Raw genomic sequence first — 19,456 nt, 5'->3', positions numbered from 1 at the left:
TGGGATTTGACCTTCGAGGCCTGCATGTCTTTTGATCTCGCCGCACGCCTGGCAGCCCGTCGTGCCGAAAACCTCTACCGCCACCGCCCGCTGCTCGAAAGTCCCCAGGGCCCGCAAGTGGTGGTCGATGGTCAGCCGTTGCTCGCCTTCTGCAACAACGACTACCTTGGCCTGGCCAATCACCCCCAAGTGATTGAAGCCTGGCGTGCTGGCGCGTCCAAGTGGGGCGTGGGGGGTGGGGCCTCGCATCTGGTGATCGGCCATAGCGGGCCGCACCACGCACTCGAAGAAGCCTTGGCTGACCTGACTGGTCGCCCCCGCGCCTTGTTGTTCACCACCGGTTACATGGCCAACCTGGGCGCAGTGACCGCGTTGGTGGGGCAGGGCGATACAGTGCTGCAAGACCGCCTCAATCATGCGTCATTGCTGGACGCCGGCCTGCTGTCCGGCGCGCGCTTCAATCGTTACCTGCATAACGACCCGACAAGCCTGGCCAAGCGGCTCGAAAAAGCCACCGGCAATACCCTGGTGGTTACCGACGGCGTGTTCAGCATGGACGGCGATATCGCCGACCTGCCCGCCCTGGCGCGTGAAGCCCGGGCCAAGGGCGCGTGGTTGATGGTCGACGATGCCCACGGTTTTGGGGCGATGGGTGCCAACGGCGGTGGGATCGTCGAGCATTTCGGCCTGAGCCAGGAGGATGTTCCGGTGCTCGTCGGCACGCTGGGCAAGGCCTTCGGCACAGCGGGAGCCTTTGTTGCCGGCAGCGAAGAGCTCATCGAAAGCCTGATCCAGTTCGCGCGCCCCTATATTTACACCACCAGTCAGCCTCCCGCCCTGGCATGCGCCACCCTCAAAAGCCTCGAGCTGCTGCGCAGCGAACACTGGCGGCGGGCGCACTTGAAGACGTTGATCGGCCAGTTCCGCCAGGGGGCGCAGCAGATCGGCCTGGAGTTGATGGACAGCTTCACGCCGATCCAGCCGATCATGATCGGTGACGCCGGGCGTGCGGTTCGCCTGTCACAGATGCTGCGCGAGCGCGGCCTGATGGTGACTGCAATTCGCCCACCCACTGTGCCTGCCGGCAGCGCCCGGTTGCGCGTGACCCTGACCGCTGCGCACAGCGAAGCGCAGGTGCAGCTATTGTTAAACGCACTGGCAGATTGTTTTCAACAATTGGGAGCTGAGCCAAGCCATGCGTAATCGACTGATTCTGCTGCCAGGCTGGGGCCTCGGAATTTCGCCCCTGGAACCGTTGGCTGCGGCGTTGCACGGGCTGGATGAACACCTGAATGTCGAGATCGAGCCGCTGCCGGAGCTGGAGTCGAGTGATCTCGACGACTGGCTGGATGAACTCGACTCCACCGTACCTCAAGACGCCTGGCTGGGCGGCTGGTCGCTGGGCGGCATGCTGGCGGCCGAGTTGGCCGCCAGGCGCGGTGATCGCTGTTGCGGCCTGCTGACGCTGGCAAGCAATCCTTCGTTCGTTGCCCATGAACAATGGCCCAGTGCGATGCCCGGTGAGACTTTTGATGCTTTTTTGGCCGGTTGCCGCGACGATCCGCGAACGACCCTCAAGCGTTTTTCGCTGCTGTGCGCCCAGGGCGCCGAGGACTCGCGCGGTCTGTCACGGCTTTTGCTGGGCGGTGCTCCGCACAGCTCGCCAGCAGTGTTGATGAGCGGCCTGGAGTTGCTGGCGCAACTGGATACCCGCCAGGCATTGCAAGCTTTTCGCGGTCCGCAGTTGCACCTGTTCGCCGGCCTGGACGGGCTGGTACCCGCTGAAGCGGCAGGCGACTTGCTGGCGCTGCTGCCGGATGTCGAAATCGGTCTGATTGAACAGGCCGGTCACGCTTTTCTTCTGGAGGACCCGCACGGAGTGGCCGGGGCGATCCAGGCCTTTTTGCATGAGAGCGGCGATGACTGATTTGTCCCTTCCCAACCTGTCTGGCGGTTTGCCGGACAAGCGCCAGGTGGCGGCCTCCTTTTCCAGGGCCGCGGGCACCTACGACAGCGTGGCCGAATTGCAGCGCGATGTTGGCAGCGAGTTATTGCGTCGCTTGCCGGAAGATTTTTCTGCGGGTCGCTGGCTGGACCTGGGCTGTGGCACTGGCTACTTCAGTCGTGCACTGGGCGAACGCTTTACCGGCGCGCAGGGTGTGGCGCTGGACATCGCCGAGGGCATGCTCGCGCACGCTCGGCCTCTGGGTGGTGCAACGCATTTCATCGCCGGGGACGCAGAGTGCCTGCCGCTGCAGGATGCGAGCTGTGACCTGATCTTCTCCAGCCTGGCGGTGCAGTGGTGCGCAGACTTCGCCTCGGTGCTCAGTGAAGCGCGGCGGGTGCTCAAACCGGGGGGCGTTTTCGCGTTTGCTAGTCTGTGTGTGGGAACGTTGTTCGAGTTGCGCGACAGCTGGCGCCGGGTGGACGGCATGGTGCACGTCAATCGCTTCCGCGAACTGGGTATCTATCAGCATATGTGCGCCGACAGTGGATTGCGTGTCGCGAGCTTGCAAACCCGTGCGCATGTGCTGCATTACCCGGATGTGCGCAGCTTGACCCATGAGCTCAAGGCGTTGGGTGCACACAATATCAATCCGGGTCGGCCCGGTGGTCTGACCGGTCGGGCGCGGATCCTCGGCTTGATCGAGGCTTATGAGCAGTTTCGTCAGGCCGAAGGTCTGCCGGCGACTTATCAAGTGGTCTACGCGGTGCTGGAGAAACCCTTATGAGTGCAGCCTATTTCATTACCGGTACGGACACCGATGTGGGCAAGACCACCGTAGCCGCAGGCTTGCTGCATGCCGCGCGGTCGGCGGGCATGAGCACGGCAGCGGGCAAGCCAGTGGCCTCCGGCTGTGATGTGACACCCAAGGGGTTGCGCAATGCCGATGCCCTGGCATTGCTGGCAGAATGTTCCTTGCCATTGACCTATGTGCAGGTCAATCCGGTCGCGTTCGAGCCCGCCATTGCCCCCCACCTGGCCGCCCGCGAAGCGGGCGTGGCGTTGACCGTGCAATCGCTTTTCATTCCCATGGAGCAGATTCTGGACATGCAGGCGGACTTCACCTTGATCGAAGGCGCCGGCGGCTGGCGGGTGCCGCTGGCGGACCAGGATAATCTGTCGGACCTGGCGAAGGCGCTGAACCTGCCGGTGATCCTGGTGGTGGGTGTGCGCCTGGGCTGCATCAATCACGCGCTTTTGACAGCCGAAGCGATCGCCCGCGACGGCCTGCAGCTGGCGGGCTGGGTGGCCAATATCATCGATCCGAAGACTTCGCGCCTGGAGGAAAATCTCGCGACACTGGCCGAGCGAATCCCTGCGCCTTGCCTCGGCCGGGTCCCAAAACTCAAGCTGGTGAGCGCTGAAGCCGTGGCCGAGCATCTGCAGCTGGATCTGCTGGACTAGGTTTTGCCTATGACAAGGCACTGTGCCATTAGTGTTTTTGTCGGGTCTTTTGCCGGCAGGTCTGCTTCAATGAGGGTTGTTGATCCTTCACAAGGACGGATTCTGCGATGGAAATCTCAGGTAACAGCGCTTTTTATGCCGGGCTAGGTACGGTTCAAGCCGGGCAGAACCGCATCGACCAGGCTGCCGGGCAAATTGCCAACACCAGCCTCGAGCGGTCGGCGCTCAGTCAGTCTTCCGAACTCCAGGCCGGGCGCCTGCGTTCGGTCGATAGCAGTCAGCAGTCGGATGTGGCCAGCAACCTGATCGAAATGTCCCAGGGCAGGCTTCAAGCTGAACTGGGTGTGAAGGTGGCCAAGGCTTCCGATGAAATGCTCGGAACGTTGATCGATACTTATGCCTGAATCGCCTCTCCTGCTACAAGCCTGACGCCGCGCCTCCGTGCGGCGTTTTTGTGCGTAAGTCCTTCTCCCTCAACTAATCTTTCATATACCCCGCTGCATGCGCCAGCGGCCGGATTCGGCTGCGTGTTGAAAATGTCGCAGCCATGATGACGAACGGCAAAAGATCGGCGCTTGACAAGTTTTGGTCGTAAACGTATGTTTCAAACAACTGTTTGACCGCCACAAGAAATCAACGCGGTCGTTCATCCCCGGTTACATCAGCAGAGGTTTATCGCTATGCCTGACTACAAGGCCCCCTTGCGTGATATTCGCTTCGTTCGTGACGAGCTGCTCGGCTACGAAGCGCACTATTCGAGCCTTCCGGCTTGCGCAGACGCGACTCCGGACATGGTTGACGCCATTCTCGAAGAGGGCGCCAAGTTTTGTGAGCAGGTATTGGCTCCGCTGAACCGCGTGGGTGACACCGAAGGCTGCACCTGGAGCGAGTCCGGCGTTAAGACCCCGACTGGCTTCAAAGAGGCTTACAAGCAATTCGTCGAAGGCGGCTGGCCGAGCCTGGCTCACGACGTGGCGCACGGCGGCCAAGGCTTGCCGGAGTCACTGGGCCTAGCAGTCAGCGAAATGGTCGGTGAAGCGAACTGGTCGTGGGGCATGTACCCGGGCCTGTCCCATGGCGCGATGAACACCATTTCCGAGCACGGCACGCCTGAGCAGCAAGAGGCTTACCTGACCAAGCTGGTGTCTGGCGAGTGGACCGGTACCATGTGCCTGACCGAACCACACTGCGGTACCGACCTGGGCATGCTGCGCACCAAGGCCGAACCTCAGGCCGACGGTTCCTACAAAGTCTCCGGCACCAAGATCTTCATCTCGGCCGGCGAACACGACATGGCCGACAACATCGTCCACATCGTGTTGGCACGCCTGCCGGATGCACCGGCTGGCACCAAGGGCATTTCGCTGTTCATCGTTCCCAAGTTCATGCCGAACGCTGACGGTTCGATCGGCGAACGCAACGCTGTGACCTGTGGTTCCCTGGAACACAAGATGGGCATCCACGGTAACGCCACCTGCGTGATGAACTTCGACGCGGCCACCGGCTTCCTGATCGGCCCGGCGAACAAAGGCCTGAACTGCATGTTCACCTTTATGAACACCGCACGCCTGGGTACCGCGCTGCAAGGTCTGGCACATGCCGAGATCGGCTTCCAGGGCGGCCTGAAATACGCTCGCGATCGCTTGCAAATGCGCTCGCTGACTGGCCCGAAAGCACCGGAAAAAGCTGCGGACCCGATCATCGTGCACCCTGACGTGCGTCGCATGCTGTTGACCATGAAGGCCTTCGCTGAAGGTAACCGTGCAATGGTTTACTTCACTGCCAAACAGGTCGACATCGTCAAATACGGCGTAGACGAAGAAGAGAAGAAGAAAGCCGACGCACTGCTGGCGTTCATGACCCCGATTGCCAAGGCCTTCATGACTGAAGTCGGTTTTGAATCGGCCAACCACGGCGTACAGATCTATGGCGGCCACGGCTTCATCGCCGAGTGGGGCATGGAGCAGAACGTTCGCGACAGCCGCATTTCGATGCTGTACGAAGGCACCACCGGTATCCAGGCCCTCGACCTGCTGGGCCGTAAAGTGCTGATGACCCAAGGCGAAGCCCTCAAAGGTTTCACCAAGATTGTCCACAAGTTCTGCCAGACCAACGAAGGCAACGAAGCCGTCCAGGAGTTTGTCACCCCGTTGGCTGCGCTGAACAAAGAGTGGGGCGAGTTGACCATGAAGGTCGGCATGGCCGCCATGAAGGACCGCGAAGAAGTCGGCGCTGCTTCGGTGGATTACCTGATGTACTCCGGTTACGCCTGCCTGGCCTACTTCTGGGCTGACATGGCGCGCCTGGCTGCCGAAAAACTGGCTGCCGGCACGTCCGACGAGGCGTTCTACACCGCCAAGCTGCAGACCGCGCGCTTCTACTTCCAGCGCATCCTGCCGCGTACTCGTACGCACGTGGCAACCATGCTGTCGGGTGCTGGCAACCTGATGGACATGAAAGAAGAGAACTTCGCACTGGGCTACTAAGCCTCGGGCAGGTCCGACAAAACCGCTGCTTCCTCGGGAGCAGCGGTTTTTTTGTGCCTGTCATTTGCCGGGAGCAGCCAGGCGACGCATAAATATTTGCCCCGATCCATCAAGAAATGCACCTTTGGGGCCGTTATAGAAGATGGCCATATGACATCCCTTTCGGCGCTGTGTTTTACTGCAATCATTCACGCGCACTGCCATCAACCTTAACAGGCTGGAACTTACCCTTGCCGCGTCCATCCGCTGTACGTCTCAGCCATTTCCTGCCTTCATTGCTGCTCTTGATTGCGGGGCTCTCGGCTGCTTACGTCAAGGATCTCAACGTCTTTTTCACTTCGCTGTTCAATGTGTTGCCAACCCTGGTATTGCTGCTCGGCGGCGCCTATTGCGCGGTCTATCGGCGCCAGCGCGAATTGTTCCTGATGTTGACGGTGTACATCGCCTACTATCTGCTCGACACCCAGACCGACTACTACCGCGACAACGGCAAAGTCCGCGATGATGCGGCGGTGGTGTTTCATCTGTGCTGCCTGTTACTGCCGCTGCTGTTCGCAGTATTCGCCGTCTGGCAGGAGCGCACTCATCTGTTCCAGGACATGCTGGCGCGCTTCGCGGTGTTACTGGCCGTTGGCAGTGTCGCGCTGGCGCTGGAGCAAAGTTATCCCCAGGCCCTGCTAATGTGGCTGGCGGAAATTCGCTGGCCCGCCGTGCACGGCGCCTGGATGAGCCTGATCCAGTTGGCCTATCCGGTGTTTATCGCGGCTTTCCTGCTGCTGGCGTGGCAATACTGGCGTCATCCCAGGCCTCTGCATGCCGCGCAATTGGTCGGCCTGCTCGGCCTGTTCTGGATGTTGCCGGAGACGTTCATCCTGCCGTTCACCCTGAACATCATGTGCAGCCAGGTGATGCTGATGATCGCGACGGCGGTGGCCCATGAAGCCTATCAAATGGCCTTTCGCGACGAGCTCACCGGCCTGCCGGGTCGGCGCGCCCTGAACGAACGCATGCAACGCCTGGGGCGCAATTATGTGCTGGCGATGAGCGACGTCGATCACTTCAAGAAATTCAACGATACCCATGGCCACGATGTCGGCGATCAGGTGCTGCGGCTGGTGGCCAGCAAGCTGTCCAGGGTCGGCGGTGGCGGGCGGGCGTATCGTTATGGTGGAGAGGAATTTGCCGTGGTGTTCGCCGGGAAAACCCTGGAGGAATGTTTGCCGCATCTGGAGTTCATCCGCGAATCCATCGCCACCTACAATATCCATCTGCGTAACCAGGACAGCCGCCCCCAGGATGATCAACAAGGACGCCAGCGGCGTGCGGGGGCGAGCGCGTCGAGTGTGTCGGTGACGGTCAGCATCGGCGTGGCCGAACGGCTGGAGCAGCGCACGCCAGATCGCGTGCTCAAGTCGGCGGACGAGGCGCTTTACAGCGCCAAGGGCGCGGGACGCAACTGCGTCGTGGTCTTTGGGCAGAACCGCCGGGGCGCGGTGCGCATGGAAGCCGCTACGGATTGAGTGATGATGGCGCATTCAGCGTCTGGACTGTGATTGTCCGGCGGGTTCGGCGGCAGTAGGTTGCAATGATCTGCTGCCGGAGAAATGACCATGCCCGAGTACAAAGCTCCCCTGCGCGACATGCGCTTTCTGATCGACCACGTCTTCGACTTTCACAGCAACTACGCGGCCCTCGGTGCCACTGACGCCAGCCCGGACATGGTCAGTGCGATCCTCGAAGAGGGCGCGAAATTCTGCGAGAACGTGCTCGCACCGCTCAACCGCAGCGGTGACGAAGAAGGCTGTCATTTCGACAAGGGTGTGGTGACTACGCCGGCAGGCTTCAAGCAAGCCTTCGCGCAATACGTTGAAGGTGGCTGGCACGGCCTGGCGGCGGATCCGGCGTATGGTGGCCAGGGTTTGCCCAGCTCCCTGGGGCTGGTGATCAGCGAGATGGTCGGTTCCAGCAATACGTCCTGGGGCATGTACCCGGGGCTGACGCACGGCGCCATGTCGGCGATTCACGCCCACGGCACTCAAGAGCAGAAACAGACCTACCTGAGCAAACTCACCGCAGGCCAGTGGACCGGCACCATGTGCCTGACCGAAGCCCACTGCGGCACGGACCTGGGCATCATCAAGACCCGCGCCGTGCCTGCAGAGGATGGCAGCTATGCAGTCTCTGGCAGCAAGATCTTCATTTCGGCCGGCGAGCATGACCTGAGTGACAACATCATTCACCTGGTACTGGCGAAGCTGCCGGATGCACCCGCCGGCACCAAAGGGATCTCGCTGTTCATCGTGCCCAAGTTCCTCCCCGATAGCCAAGGTGAAGCCGGCGAGCGCAACGGCGTCACCTGCGGTTCTATCGAGCACAAGATGGGCATCAAGGCCTCGGCCACCTGCGTGCTGAACTTCGATGGCGCCACGGGTTACCTGATCGGCGAGCCGAACAAGGGCCTCAACTGCATGTTCACCATGATGAACCACGCCCGTCTAGGCACTGGCATGCAGGGGTTATGCCTGGGAGAAGCGAGTTTTCAGGGCGCCATCAAGTACGCCAACGATCGCCTGCAGATGCGCTCGCTGACCGGACCGAAAGCACCGGACAAGCCCGCCGATCCGATTATCGTGCACCCCGATGTGCGCCGCATGCTGCTGACCATGAAAGCCTTCAACGAAGGCAATCGGGCACTCACCTATTTCACCGCGCAGTTGCTGGACGCCGCGCACTTGAGCGCGGACGCAACGGCGCGACAGGACGCCGAGGACTTGCTGGCGTTCCTGACACCCATCTGCAAAGCCTTCATGACCGATACCGGCCTGGAGGTGACTAACCTCGGCATGCAGGTGTACGGCGGCCACGGGTTTATCCGCGAGTGGGGAATGGAGCAGTTGGTGCGGGACTGCCGCATTGCGCCGATCTATGAAGGCACCAACGGCATCCAGGCGCTGGACCTGCTGGGGCGCAAAGTGCTCGGCAGCCAGGGCAAGTTGCTGCGGGGCTTCACCAAGGTCGTGCACAAGTTCTGCGTCGCCAACGCCGCGCATCCTCAGTTGTCCAGCTACGTGGCGCAGTTGAACGATTTGAACCGGCAATGGGGCGAGGTGACCACCCAGGTGGGCATGGCCGCCATGAAAAACCCCGACGAAGTCGGCGCCGCCTCTGTGGATTACCTGATGTACAGCGGCTACATCATCCTTGGCTATCTGTGGTTGCGCATGGCGCTGGTCGCGCAGGCGCAGCTGGACGAGGGCGGCGGCGATGCCGATTACTGCCGGGCTAAACTGGCCACCAGCGAGTTCTACTTCAAGCGCCTGCTGCCACGAACAACGGCTCACCGGGCGGCTATCGAGGCGGGTAGCGACTGCCTGATGAAATTGCCGGCGCAATTGTTTGCGCTATAAGTCGTAAAGATCGCAGTCTTCGGTAGCTCCTGCGGGCGCCGGGTGGTGGCTGCGACGTGGTTTTCGGTGACCAAAAATTACAAAATAGTCACAAGCTGACGCTATGTGTCGTAAAAGTTGTTGGGGTACACTCGATTCAACCGAAATACTTTCCGTGAATCAACTGTAAAGATCCTGCGAGGTTTGCCATGGCTGACTACAAAGCGCCCCTGCGCGATATGCGCTTCGTTCTCAATGAAGTGTTCGAGGTCGCCAAACTCTGGGCCGAGTTGCCTGCGCTGGCCGACACCGTCGACGCGCAAACCGTAGAGGCCATTCTCGAGGAAGCCGGCAAGGTCACCAGCAAAAGTATCGCACCGCTCAGTCGCGCGGCCGATGAAGAAGGTTGCCATTGGGCGGACGGTGCTGTCACCACGCCGGCAGGTTTCCCCCAGGCTTATCAGACTTACGCCGAAGGCGGTTGGGTCGGTGTAGGCGGTGATCCGGCCTACGGTGGAATGGGCATGCCCAAGGCGGTGTCTGCTCAGGTCGAAGAGATGGTCAACTCTGCCAGCCTGTCTTTCGGCCTGTACCCGATGCTGACCGCCGGCGCCTGCCTGTCGATCAATGCCCATGCCAGCGAAGAGCTCAAGGCCGCCTACCTGCCGAACATGTACTCCGGTGTCTGGGCAGGCTCGATGTGCCTGACCGAACCGCACGCCGGTACCGACCTGGGGATCATCCGCACCAAGGCAGAGCCTCAGGCCGACGGTTCATACAAGGTCAGCGGCACCAAGATCTTCATCACCGGCGGCGAACACGACCTGACCGAGAACATCATCCACCTGGTGCTGGCCAAACTGCCAGACGCACCTGCGGGGCCCAAGGGTATTTCCCTGTTCCTGGTGCCCAAGTTCATGGTCAATGCCGATGGCAGCCTGGGCGCGCGCAACCCGGCCAATTGTGGGTCGATCGAACACAAGATGGGTATCCAGGCCTCCGCGACCTGCGTGATGAACTTCGACGAAGCCGTGGGTTATCTGGTCGGGGAGCCGAACAAAGGCCTGGCTGCGATGTTTACCATGATGAACTACGAGCGCCTGGGCGTCGGCATTCAAGGGCTGGCCACTGGCGAACGCTCTTACCAGAACGCCGTTGAATACGCTCGCGACCGCCTGCAGAGCCGCTCGCCGACAGGTGCGCAAAACAAGGACAAGGTGGCTGACCCGATCATCGTCCACCCGGACGTGCGGCGCATGCTGCTGACCATGAAAGCCTCGAACGAAGGCGGCCGTGCGTTCTCCACCTATGTGGCCATGCAGCTCGACACCGCCAAGTTCAGCGAGGAGGCGGTCACCCGCAAGCGCGCAGAAGACCTGGTGGCGCTGCTGACCCCGGTCGCCAAGGCGTTCCTGACCGACCTGGGGCTGGAGACTACCGTGCACGGCCAGCAGGTCTTTGGTGGCCATGGCTACATTCGCGAATGGGGCCAGGAGCAACTGGTGCGCGACGTGCGCATCACGCAGATCTACGAAGGCACTAACGGCATCCAGGCACTGGATCTGGTCGGCCGCAAGATCGTCGGCAGCGGCGGGGCGTTTTATAACCTGTTCGCTGACGAGATCCGTCACTTCACCGCGACGGCAAGCGCCGACCTTTCGGAGTTCACCAAGCCGCTCAACGATGCTGTGACAACGCTCGACGAGCTGACTGCCTGGCTGCTGGATCGTGCCAAAAGCAACCCGAATGAAATTGGCGCCGCCTCGGTCGAGTACCTGCAGGCATTTGGTTATGTGGCCTACGCCTATATGTGGGCGCTGATGGCCAAGGCCGCGTTCGGCAAGGAAAACCAGGATGATTTCTACGCGAGCAAACTGGGCACTGCGCGTTTCTACTTCGCACGTCTGCTGCCGCGTATTCATTCGTTGAGCGCTTCGGTGCAGGCGGGCAGCGAGTCGCTGTTCCTGCTGGATGCAGCACAATTTTAAAGATGTAACGTCATGTAAGCATTTGCTTACACGACGTGCTGCCGATCTGCCCTATGCGAAAATTGGATCCAGAGCTAATCTACTTCACATGGACGTCGCGCAGGAAGCGCAAAGCAACAACACGGACACGTAGGATTCTGCCAGGACGGCGGAGCGAAATGGATGTCAGGGAAACAGTCTGCAAAGCCCCGCTTCGGCGGGGTTTTCTTTGTCCGCAAGAAAATGCCGGCCTGCGCGCCTAACGCTCGGCCGGACCATTGATGACCTCTTCCAGCAGTGTACGCAACAAGGCCAGCGAGGCTTGTTGACGCTGCACATCGCGACACACCAAGCCTACTTTCAACGGCACCCGCGGCTCGGTCAACGGTTTCCATAGCAGTTCGTCGTTGCCCAGGGCCTTCTGTGAGCGTCCCGGAAGTACCGTGGCCAGGCGGGTGTGCGGCAGACTGTCGAGAATCCCCGCCATATTATTCAGTTCCGCCTGCACTTGCGGACGCCGCCCGAGATTGGCTAGCTGTGTCTGCCAGATCTGCCGCACCTGAAACTCCTCCCCCAGCAACAACATTGGCAGTTCGGCGGCTTGGCTCATCGAGACTTTCTTGAATTCACGCAACGGGTGATCCGCCGGGATGACCAGCGTCAGTTCATCTTCGTACAGCAATACCCCGTGCAAACCAGGCTGGCGGGGCGGCAGGTAGCTGATGCCGATATCCAGCGATCCATTGAGCAACCGTCGTTCTATTTCCAGGCCGGTCAATTCATAGATCTGCACCACCAGGTGCGGTTGGGCCTTGCGCACCCGTTCGAGCATCTGCGGCACGAGGCTGGTGTGGACGGTCTGCAATACGCCGATGGCCAGGGTACGCAGGGCCTGGCCCTTGAAGTTGCCCAACGCTTCGCGTGCGCGCTGCAAGCCATCGAGCAAGGGCAAAGCGTGGTTGTACAAGGTATGAGCGGCCAGGGTCGGCAGCAGGCGCTTGCTGCTGCGTTCGAAGAGGCTGACGTCGAGGTTTTCCTCAAGGTGACGGATCTGCTGCGACAGGGCGGGTTGGGAGATGGCCAGTCGCTCCGCCGCCCGGCCCACATGACCTTCTTCGTAGACCGCGACGAAATAGCGCAGTTGCTTGAAATCCATAAGTAACTCTTATCGAAAGTACTGCTAAATCGAAATGGTCGAATGTCGCCCATCCGCCTAGTCTAACCGCAATGAGAGGGCTTACAGGGCCAACGCGGACGATGAACACCGATTACCTTGAAGTCATTTACATAGGCAATGCAAAAAACCTCCACCGAGGTGAAATCTGATGAATCTGTTCAAAATGCGTCGTGGTCTCCCGGACCTTGACGACCTCGCCCTGGACGCGATTGCGCCATCTACAACGGTTAACCCCTCCCGCGAGTACCTGATGCCCAGCGTCGAGCGCCCTCAGCAAGTATTCGTGCGCGGCCAGGGCTCCTGGCTGTGGGACAGCGCCGACCGTGCGTATCTGGATTTCACCCAGGGGCGAGGTGCCAACAGCTTGGGGCATAGCCCTTCAGCGCTTGTAAGTGCGATTGCCGAGCAGGCGCAGGCGCTGATCAACCCCGGCTTTGCTTTGCACAACCGCGGCATGCTCAGCCTCGCCGCACGACTGTGCCAGCTCACCGGTAGCGACCAGGCGTACTTGCTCAACACCGGCACCGAAGCCTGCGAAGCGGCAATCAAGCTGGCGCGTAAATGGGGGCAGCGGCACCGTGCCGGAGCCTCGCGCATCATCGTGGCCAGCAATGCTTGCCATGGCCGCAGTCTCGCGACTATTTCGGCGTCGGACAGCTCGACGCTGACCAATCGGTTCGAACCGCAACTTCCAGGCTTCAGTCACGTTCCGTTCAACGACCTCGCGGCTCTGCATGCGGCTGTCGACGCCAGAACGGTGGCGGTTATGCTCGAGCCGATCCAGAGCGAAGCAGGCGTCATCCCGGCCACCGCGAATTACCTCAAGGGCGTCGAGCGTTTGTGCCGCGAGCTGGGTATTTTGCTGATCTTCGATGAAGTGCAGACTGGTCTAGGCCGATGCGGCCAGCTACTCGTGGAACAATCCTGTGATGTCCGTGCCGATATCGTCGTGCTGGGCAAAGGCTTGGGCGGGGGAGTACCGCTGGCCGCTTTACTCGCCCGAGGTACTGCCTGTTGTTTCGACCGGGGTGAGCTGACGGGGACCCATCATGGTAATGCGCTGATGAGCGCTGCGGGCCTGGCAGTAATGGATGCGCTGCAGGAACGTGGATTTCTTGAGCATGTCGTCACGGTCGGCCAGCACTTGCGCGAAGGCCTGGCGCGTCTGGCGCACCGTTACGGCCACGGCGAACTGCGCGGGCAAGGGCTGCTTTGGGGGTTGGATCTGTCCGACGACTCGGCCGAGGCAGTGGTCAAAGCCGCGCTGTACGAAGGCTTGCTGATCGACGCCCCGCAACCGGCTTGCCTGCGCTTCACCCCGGCACTCACGGTGAGCAAAGCCAACGTTGACGAGATGCTCCTGCGCCTGGCCCGTGCGTTCTCTCGCGTGCGCACCGCGCAACTGCAGTGCCGCAAAGGGATTGCCGTCTGACCAGACCCTTCCTGCAGGAATTTCCGAACCGTCTCGCGGTATAACGCATCGCCCCAGGCCTGATTTTTTTGGCGTGGGGCGTTTTTTTTGCCTGTATGGCTGCGCTAAGCGTGGGAAGCAGTGAACCCTGACGAACGGCGCGGGTCGATTAGGTGTGCGGCTCACCGGAGCCTACTTCAATCAGGAGCTGACCCATGGATATCATTCGAATCATCATCGCCATTCTGTTGCCGCCACTGGGTGTGTTCCTGCAGGTGGGGTTTGGCGGGGCATTCTGGCTGAACATTCTGCTGACGCTGTGCGGGTATATTCCAGGGATCGTGCATGCGGTTTATATCATCGCCAAGCGTTGAGATGTGTTGCGTCAGTTATATTGCAATCGCCAGTCAGCTAGCGCCTACAGGTGTAGGCGCTAGCTGGCTGGCGATGCTGGCACTGCGGTGTCAGCACTTGTCCAGCCCCAGCACCCGCCGATAGAACAACCACTCCTGCTCCAGCGCGTGCGCCTGGTTGCTCGCCTTGCGAAAGCCGTGGCGCTCGTCCGCGTAGTAATGCGCTTCCACCACAATGCCGTTGTCCTGCAACGCCTTGACCATGTCACGGGTCTGCTGCGGTACCACCACGGCATCCAGTTCACCCTGGAAAAAAATCATCGGCACACCAATGTTGCTCGCATGCAGCAAAGGGGTTCGTGCGGCGTAGCGTTCGGCATCCTGCACCGGGTCGCCAATCAGCCAATCCAGGTAGTCACCTTCGAACTTGTGAGTGGCGCGGCCAAGGGCCACCGGGTCGCTCACGCCGTAAAGACTGGCGCCTGCGCGGAAGACGTGGTGAAAAGCCAGCGTACACAGGGTGGTGTAGCCACCGGCGCTGCCGCCGCGGATGAATGCCTGGTCACCGTCAATCAACCCGCTGTCGGCCAGATGGGAAACGACGGCACAGGCGTCTTCGACGTCCACTTCGCCCCACTTCAAATGCAGCGCCTGACGATAGGCTCGTCCATAACCGCTGCTGCCACGATAATTCAGATCGGCCACGGCGAAGCCGCGTTGCGTCCAATACTGGATTCGCGGATCGAGCATCGGATAGCAGGCGGAGGTTGGGCCACCGTGGATGAACACTACCAGCGGCGGCTTCGCCTCAGCCCTCATCGCCGGATAGAAGAAGCCATGGGCTTCACCCGTTCCGCTGGGGTAACGCAGGGTTTGCGCAGTGCTGATCTGATCGGCAGGCAGTGGCGCGATGCCACCGGCCAGCACGTTGAACTCGCCGGTGGCGCGATCGATGGCAATCACGGCTGATGGGCTGACCGGCGAAGCCGCGATGCAATAGATGAATTGCTCATCAAGGGCGAGATGCCGAAAGCGACTGTAGCCGCCCGTGAAATCTTTATCTTGATTGCCTGCCAGGCCCAGTTTGCCAAAACCTTCTTCGGTCCAGCTTGCCAGGTAGCTGTCGTCGGCCAGGGGCAGCCATGTACAGCCACCGAGCTGCCACGGCGCGGGGGCGTGATCGGCAGCGGCTGCGGGAAGTGGGTGAAGCCCGTCTTCGGCCTCGACCCAGGGCTGCCAGTAGCCGGCGCGATCGGTCAGGCAGGACAGGCGACCACGGGTATCGAAGCGCGGTTGCTGGAGTGATTCGTCGTTGCGCTGACCAGCCACGCAGCGCGGGCTGTTGAAACCGCCATCACTGTCGCGCTCGGCGACCATCAATCGGGTAGCGGTCCAGGGTTGATGCGGTCGGCTCCATTCGATCCACGCCAGGCGCCGGGCGCCTTTGCTCAGAGTTGGCGCGGCGTAGAAGTCGGCACCTTCTGCCAGCAGGTGACGGCTGCCGTTGGCAATATCGATGGCGACCAGTCGATGGCGGTCCCGGTGCTCCTCGACGGCCAGGACCTGGCCATCGGCGAACTGCAGGTCACCGTAACGGCATTCACCTGAAGTCAGCCCAACCGGGGTTTCACCGGCCAGCGACTGTCGATACAGTTGCTGGTCAGCCTCGTTGACGAAAACAATCCCGTCATCGGTCAGGCAGAACGCGCCGCCGCCATATTCGTAGACACGACTGCGCACGCTGAACCCGGCAGGCGTCAGGCAGCGGGCCTGACTATTGCGCCAATGCCAAATGCGACACGCGCCATCCTCAGGACGGTACTCGTTCCAGAACAAACCCTGGGAGCCGAGCTGCAGCTCCGCAAAGTCGACACCGGCGGCGACGGCCCTGGCGGCGCTGAAAGGCTCAGCTTTTGGCGATGAGGCGTGAGTTTCGTTCATTGCGAAAGGCCAGTTGTTCAATGGTTTGGGTCGCGTGCTCGGCTTCTTCGCGGGCCTTGAGAATCACGCCGTGGTGTTGCGACTTGCTGCAAACCGGGTCGGCATTGCTCGCGTCTCCGGTGAGCATGAAGGCCTGGCAGCGGCAGCCGCCGAAGTCCTTTTCTTTCTCGTCGCACGAGCGGCACGGTTCAGGCATCCAGTCGTAACCGCGAAAACGGTTGAAGCCGAACGAGTCGTACCAGATGTGCTGCATGCTGTGATCGCGCACGTTGGGGAACTGTACAGGCATTTGTCGCGCGCCGTGACAGGGCAGGGCGGTGCCGTCCGGGGTGACCGTCAGGAAGATACTGCCCCAGCCGTTCATGCAGGCTTTCGGACGTTCTTCGTAGTAGTCCGGCGTGACGAAGATCAGCTTGCACGGATGCCCTTCGGCCTCCAGTTTGGCCCGGTATTCGTTGGTGATGCGCTCGGCACGCACCAGTTGTTCCCTGGTTGGCAACAGGCCGACCCGATTGAGCTGCGCCCAGCCGTAGAACTGGCACGTTGCGAGCTCGACGAAATCGGCCTCGAGGGCGATGCACAGCTCGATGATGCGGTCGATCTTGTCGATGTTGTGCCGATGGGTCACGAAGTTCAGCACCATCGGGTAGCCATGGGCTTTCACTGCCCGGGCCATTTCCAGCTTCTGCGCGAAGGCCTTTTTCGAGCCGGCCAGCAAGTTGTTCACTTGCTCGTCGCTGGCTTGGAAACTGATCTGAATGTGGTCCAGTCCAGCCTTCTTGAAGTCGCTGATTTTCTGCTCGGTAAGCCCGATGCCTGAGGTAATCAGGTTGGTGTAAAAGCCCAGTTTGCGCGCTTCGGCGATCAGTTCGGCGAGGTCCTGGCGCACCAGGGGTTCACCCCCGGAAAAGCCCAGCTGCGCGGCGCCCATTTCCCGCGCCTCGCGAAATACCTTGATCCACTGTTCGGTGCTCAGCTCTTTGCCCTGCTCGGCGAAATCCAGGGGATTGGAGCAGTAGGGGCATTGCAGGGGGCAGCGATAGGTCAGCTCGGCCAGGAGCCAGAGAGGCAAGCCGATTTCAGGCTTGGGCGGTAACTTGTCCGACACGCTGTCAGGCAAGTTCGATCCAGTGCTGAGCACGGGCGACCTCCATGAATTGCTCAATGTCTTCACTAAGCTCGGGCACACCCGGGAACTGTGCGTCCAGCTCGGCGATGATCGTTGCCACGTCGCGCTCGCCGTCGATCAGGCCGCCAATCAGGGCGGCGCTGTCGTTGAGTTTGATCATGCCTTCGGGGTAAAGCAGCACGTGGCCTTTCTGCGCGGGTTCATATTGGAAACGGTAGCCCGGGCGCCAGGTGGGGGTTTTGCTGCGATCAAAACTCATAAGATGATTCCTTTATGCCAGACCCGTTGTGCGGTCACGCTGTGATACGGCGGGCGGTTCAGTTCGTAGGCCATGCTCATGGCATCGAGCATGCTCCAAAGAATGTCCAGTTTGAACTGGAGAATTTCCAGCATGCGCTCCTGGCCTTCCCGCGTCGTGTAGTGCTGCAGAGTAATCGCCATCCCGTGCTCGACATCGCGGCGTGCCTGGCCCAGGCGGGTACGGAAATATTCGTAGCCGGCAGGGTCGATCCACGGGTAGTGCTGCGGCCAGCTGTCGAGGCGCGACTGGTGGATCTGCGGTGCGAACAGTTCAGTCAAGGAACTGCTGGCGGCTTCCTGCCAACTGGCTCGGCGGGCGAAATTGACGTAAGCGTCCACGGCGAAGCGCACGCCGGGCAACACCAGTTCCTGGGAGCGCAGCTGGTCCGGATCGAGGCCAACGGCCTGGCCCAGGCGCAACCAGGCTTCGATCCCGCCGTCTTCACCGGGGGCGCCGTCGTGGTCGAGCAGGCGTTGTATCCACTCGCGGCGGATTTCGCGGTCCGGGCAGTTGGCGAGGATCGCCGCATCTTTGAGGGGGATGTTCACCTGATAGTAGAAGCGGTTGGCGACCCAGCCCTGAATCTGCTCGCGGCTGGCGCGACCTTCGTACATCGCCACGTGGTAGGGGTGGTAGATGTGGTAGTAGGCGCCCTTGGCGCGCAGGGCGGCTTCGAATTCGGTGGGGGACATCGGGGTGTCGGGCATTTCGGTTCTCCGGTGTTCGGTGGTGTCCGGGCTGGCCTCATCGCGGGCAAGCCTTGCTCATCCACTGTGGGAGCAAGGCTTGCCCGCGATGGGGCCGTCAGCTACAGCACAATACTCATGCCGTCATAGGCCACTTCAACCTTGCGCCGAACCAGCTCGGCACGCTGCGGCGAATCTTCATCGAGAATCGGGTTGGTGTTGTTGATGTGAATAAGCACCTTGCGCTGATCAGGCAGTTGTTCCAGCACTTCGAGCATGCCCCCCGGGCCGTTTTGCGCCAGATGGCCCATTTCCCGACCGGTGCGAGTACCAACGCCGCGACGCTGCATCTCGTCGTCATCCCACATCGTGCCATCGACCAGCACGCAGTCGCTGGAGGCCATGATCTCCAGCAACGGCGCATCGACCTTGCCCAGGCCTGGTGCATAGAACAGCTTGCCGCCGGTGTTCAGGTCTTCGACGATAAGGCCGATGTTGTCACCCGGATGCGGGTCGAAGCGGTGTGGCGAGTAAGGCGGTGCCGCACTGCGCAAAGGCAGCGGAGTGAAGCGCAGGTTCGGGCTGGAGGGGATACTGAAGCTGTGGTCGAGCTCGATGCGGTTCCAGCTCAACCCGCCGTTCCAGTGGGTCAGCATGGTGAACAACGGAAAACCTGTGCTCAGGTCCTCATGAACCATGTCCGTGCACCACACCTGGTGCGGGCAACCTTCGCGCAGGCTGAGCAGGCCGGTGGTGTGGTCGATCTGGCTGTCCATCAGGATGATCGCGCTGATGCCCGTATCGCGCAGTGCGCGGCCCGGTTGCATCGGGGCGAAGCTCTGGAGCTGGGCGCGGATGTCCGGCGAGGCATTGCACAGCACCCAATTGACGCCGTCATCGGATATCGCGATGGACGACTGGGTACGCGCGGTGGCCTTCAGGCTGCCGTCGCGAAAGCCTGCGCAGTTCGCGCAGTTGCAGTTCCACTGGGGGAAACCACCGCCAGCGGCGGAACCTAGAATCTGGACAAACATGGCCGCTCCAACATTTCAAATCCGAAAAATAAAAACGCCCCGGTGAACCGAGGCGCTGAACCGCGAGAACAACTTATTAGCGGCTGGCGAAGTACATGGTGACTTCAAAGCCGATACGCAGGTCGGTGTAAGCAGGTTTGGACCAGGACATGGGAGTGCTCCTTCAGGTGGTTGGG

The 19,456-nt window shown here is 61.1% G+C and carries 18 protein-coding genes; 11 read left to right on the top strand and 7 right to left on the bottom strand.

From position 1 onward, the window contains the following. Window positions 1–24: 24 nt before the first annotated feature. From bioF to AAEZ05_RS00340, 9 genes are all read left to right on the top strand, one after another. On the top strand, window positions 25–1,203 hold the full coding sequence (gene bioF, locus AAEZ05_RS00380; protein WP_045059935.1) for an 8-amino-7-oxononanoate synthase: 1,179 nt from the start codon (window positions 25–27) through the stop codon (window positions 1,201–1,203). Continuing rightward, window positions 1,196–1,927 carry an alpha/beta fold hydrolase gene (locus tag AAEZ05_RS00375; RefSeq protein WP_045059936.1) on the top strand — a complete coding sequence of 244 codons (732 nt, stop codon included), beginning with the start codon at window positions 1,196–1,198 and terminating at the stop codon, window positions 1,925–1,927. Before bioF ends, AAEZ05_RS00375 begins: the two co-directional genes overlap by 8 nt. Then, window positions 1,920–2,732 (top strand): malonyl-ACP O-methyltransferase BioC, encoded by an 813-nt coding sequence (gene bioC / locus AAEZ05_RS00370; RefSeq protein WP_350646427.1) that lies wholly within the window; start codon window positions 1,920–1,922, stop codon window positions 2,730–2,732. Before AAEZ05_RS00375 ends, bioC begins: the two co-directional genes overlap by 8 nt. After that, window positions 2,729–3,409, top strand: a complete 681-nt coding sequence (gene bioD, locus AAEZ05_RS00365) for a dethiobiotin synthase (protein WP_350646426.1) — start codon at window positions 2,729–2,731, stop codon at window positions 3,407–3,409. The genes bioC and bioD overlap by 4 nt, the downstream gene beginning before the upstream one ends. A gap of 107 nt (window positions 3,410–3,516) precedes the next feature. Next, window positions 3,517–3,813: a hypothetical protein gene (locus tag AAEZ05_RS00360; RefSeq protein WP_045059939.1), complete on the top strand. Its 297-nt coding sequence runs from the start codon at window positions 3,517–3,519 to the stop codon at window positions 3,811–3,813. Window positions 3,814–4,089: 276 nt separating this feature from the next. Further along, window positions 4,090–5,895 carry a phenylacyl-CoA dehydrogenase gene (locus AAEZ05_RS00355; protein ID WP_045059940.1) on the top strand — a complete coding sequence of 602 codons (1,806 nt, stop codon included), beginning with the start codon at window positions 4,090–4,092 and terminating at the stop codon, window positions 5,893–5,895. A gap of 230 nt (window positions 5,896–6,125) precedes the next feature. Next, the gene (locus AAEZ05_RS00350; protein ID WP_350646425.1) at window positions 6,126–7,415 is read left to right on the top strand and encodes a GGDEF domain-containing protein; all 1,290 of its coding nucleotides are present in this window, start codon (window positions 6,126–6,128) and stop codon (window positions 7,413–7,415) included. A 90-nt stretch (window positions 7,416–7,505) separates the two neighbouring features. Next, entirely contained in the window at window positions 7,506–9,302 is a 1,797-nt protein-coding gene (locus tag AAEZ05_RS00345; RefSeq protein WP_205892095.1) for an acyl-CoA dehydrogenase C-terminal domain-containing protein, read from the top strand. 188 nt (window positions 9,303–9,490) lie between these two features. Next, entirely contained in the window at window positions 9,491–11,269 is a 1,779-nt protein-coding gene (locus AAEZ05_RS00340; RefSeq protein ID WP_350598917.1) for an acyl-CoA dehydrogenase C-terminal domain-containing protein, read from the top strand. A 238-nt stretch (window positions 11,270–11,507) separates the two neighbouring features. Here the strand turns inward: AAEZ05_RS00340 and AAEZ05_RS00335 are convergent, their stop codons facing one another. Next, on the bottom strand, window positions 11,508–12,404 hold the full coding sequence (locus AAEZ05_RS00335) for a LysR family transcriptional regulator (protein WP_045059944.1): 897 nt from the start codon (window positions 12,402–12,404) through the stop codon (window positions 11,508–11,510). Between the two features lie 169 nt (window positions 12,405–12,573). On the opposite strand from AAEZ05_RS00335, the gene AAEZ05_RS00330 reads away from it, so the two are divergent. Next, window positions 12,574–13,857, top strand: coding sequence for an aspartate aminotransferase family protein (locus AAEZ05_RS00330; RefSeq protein ID WP_045059945.1), 1,284 nt, complete (start codon window positions 12,574–12,576; stop codon window positions 13,855–13,857). A gap of 194 nt (window positions 13,858–14,051) precedes the next feature. Continuing rightward, window positions 14,052–14,210: a YqaE/Pmp3 family membrane protein gene (locus tag AAEZ05_RS00325; RefSeq protein WP_033050408.1), complete on the top strand. Its 159-nt coding sequence runs from the start codon at window positions 14,052–14,054 to the stop codon at window positions 14,208–14,210. Window positions 14,211–14,300: 90 nt separating this feature from the next. Here the strand turns inward: AAEZ05_RS00325 and AAEZ05_RS00320 are convergent, their stop codons facing one another. The 6 genes from AAEZ05_RS00320 to pqqA form a co-directional block, all read right to left on the bottom strand. Further along, complete coding sequence (locus AAEZ05_RS00320) at window positions 14,301–16,130, bottom strand: S9 family peptidase (protein ID WP_350646424.1); 1,830 nt, start codon at window positions 16,128–16,130, stop codon at window positions 14,301–14,303. Continuing rightward, window positions 16,096–17,238 (bottom strand): pyrroloquinoline quinone biosynthesis protein PqqE, encoded by a 1,143-nt coding sequence (gene pqqE / locus AAEZ05_RS00315; RefSeq protein WP_163019526.1) that lies wholly within the window; start codon window positions 17,236–17,238, stop codon window positions 16,096–16,098. The genes AAEZ05_RS00320 and pqqE overlap by 35 nt, the downstream gene beginning before the upstream one ends. 4 nt (window positions 17,239–17,242) lie before the next feature. After that, window positions 17,243–17,518, bottom strand: coding sequence for a pyrroloquinoline quinone biosynthesis peptide chaperone PqqD (pqqD, locus tag AAEZ05_RS00310; RefSeq protein WP_045059948.1), 276 nt, complete (start codon window positions 17,516–17,518; stop codon window positions 17,243–17,245). Beyond that, a complete protein-coding gene (pqqC, locus tag AAEZ05_RS00305; RefSeq protein ID WP_045059949.1) occupies window positions 17,515–18,267 on the bottom strand; it encodes a pyrroloquinoline-quinone synthase PqqC in 753 nt (250 codons plus the stop codon). The genes pqqD and pqqC overlap by 4 nt, the downstream gene beginning before the upstream one ends. A 101-nt stretch (window positions 18,268–18,368) precedes the next feature. Beyond that, window positions 18,369–19,280, bottom strand: coding sequence for a pyrroloquinoline quinone biosynthesis protein PqqB (gene pqqB, locus AAEZ05_RS00300; protein WP_045059950.1), 912 nt, complete (start codon window positions 19,278–19,280; stop codon window positions 18,369–18,371). A gap of 76 nt (window positions 19,281–19,356) precedes the next feature. Continuing rightward, the gene (gene pqqA / locus AAEZ05_RS00295; RefSeq protein ID WP_009045898.1) at window positions 19,357–19,431 is read right to left on the bottom strand and encodes a pyrroloquinoline quinone precursor peptide PqqA; all 75 of its coding nucleotides are present in this window, start codon (window positions 19,429–19,431) and stop codon (window positions 19,357–19,359) included. Window positions 19,432–19,456: the final 25 nt, after the last annotated feature.

Origin of the sequence: Pseudomonas sp. HY13-MNA-CIBAN-0226 (assembly GCF_040310305.1) — a bacterium.
In the GTDB taxonomy this organism is placed as follows: Bacteria; Pseudomonadota; Gammaproteobacteria; order Pseudomonadales; family Pseudomonadaceae; genus Aquipseudomonas; species Aquipseudomonas gregormendelii.
Note: the sequence above shows the minus strand (reverse complement) of the source record. Positions and strands in the feature narration are given on the sequence as shown.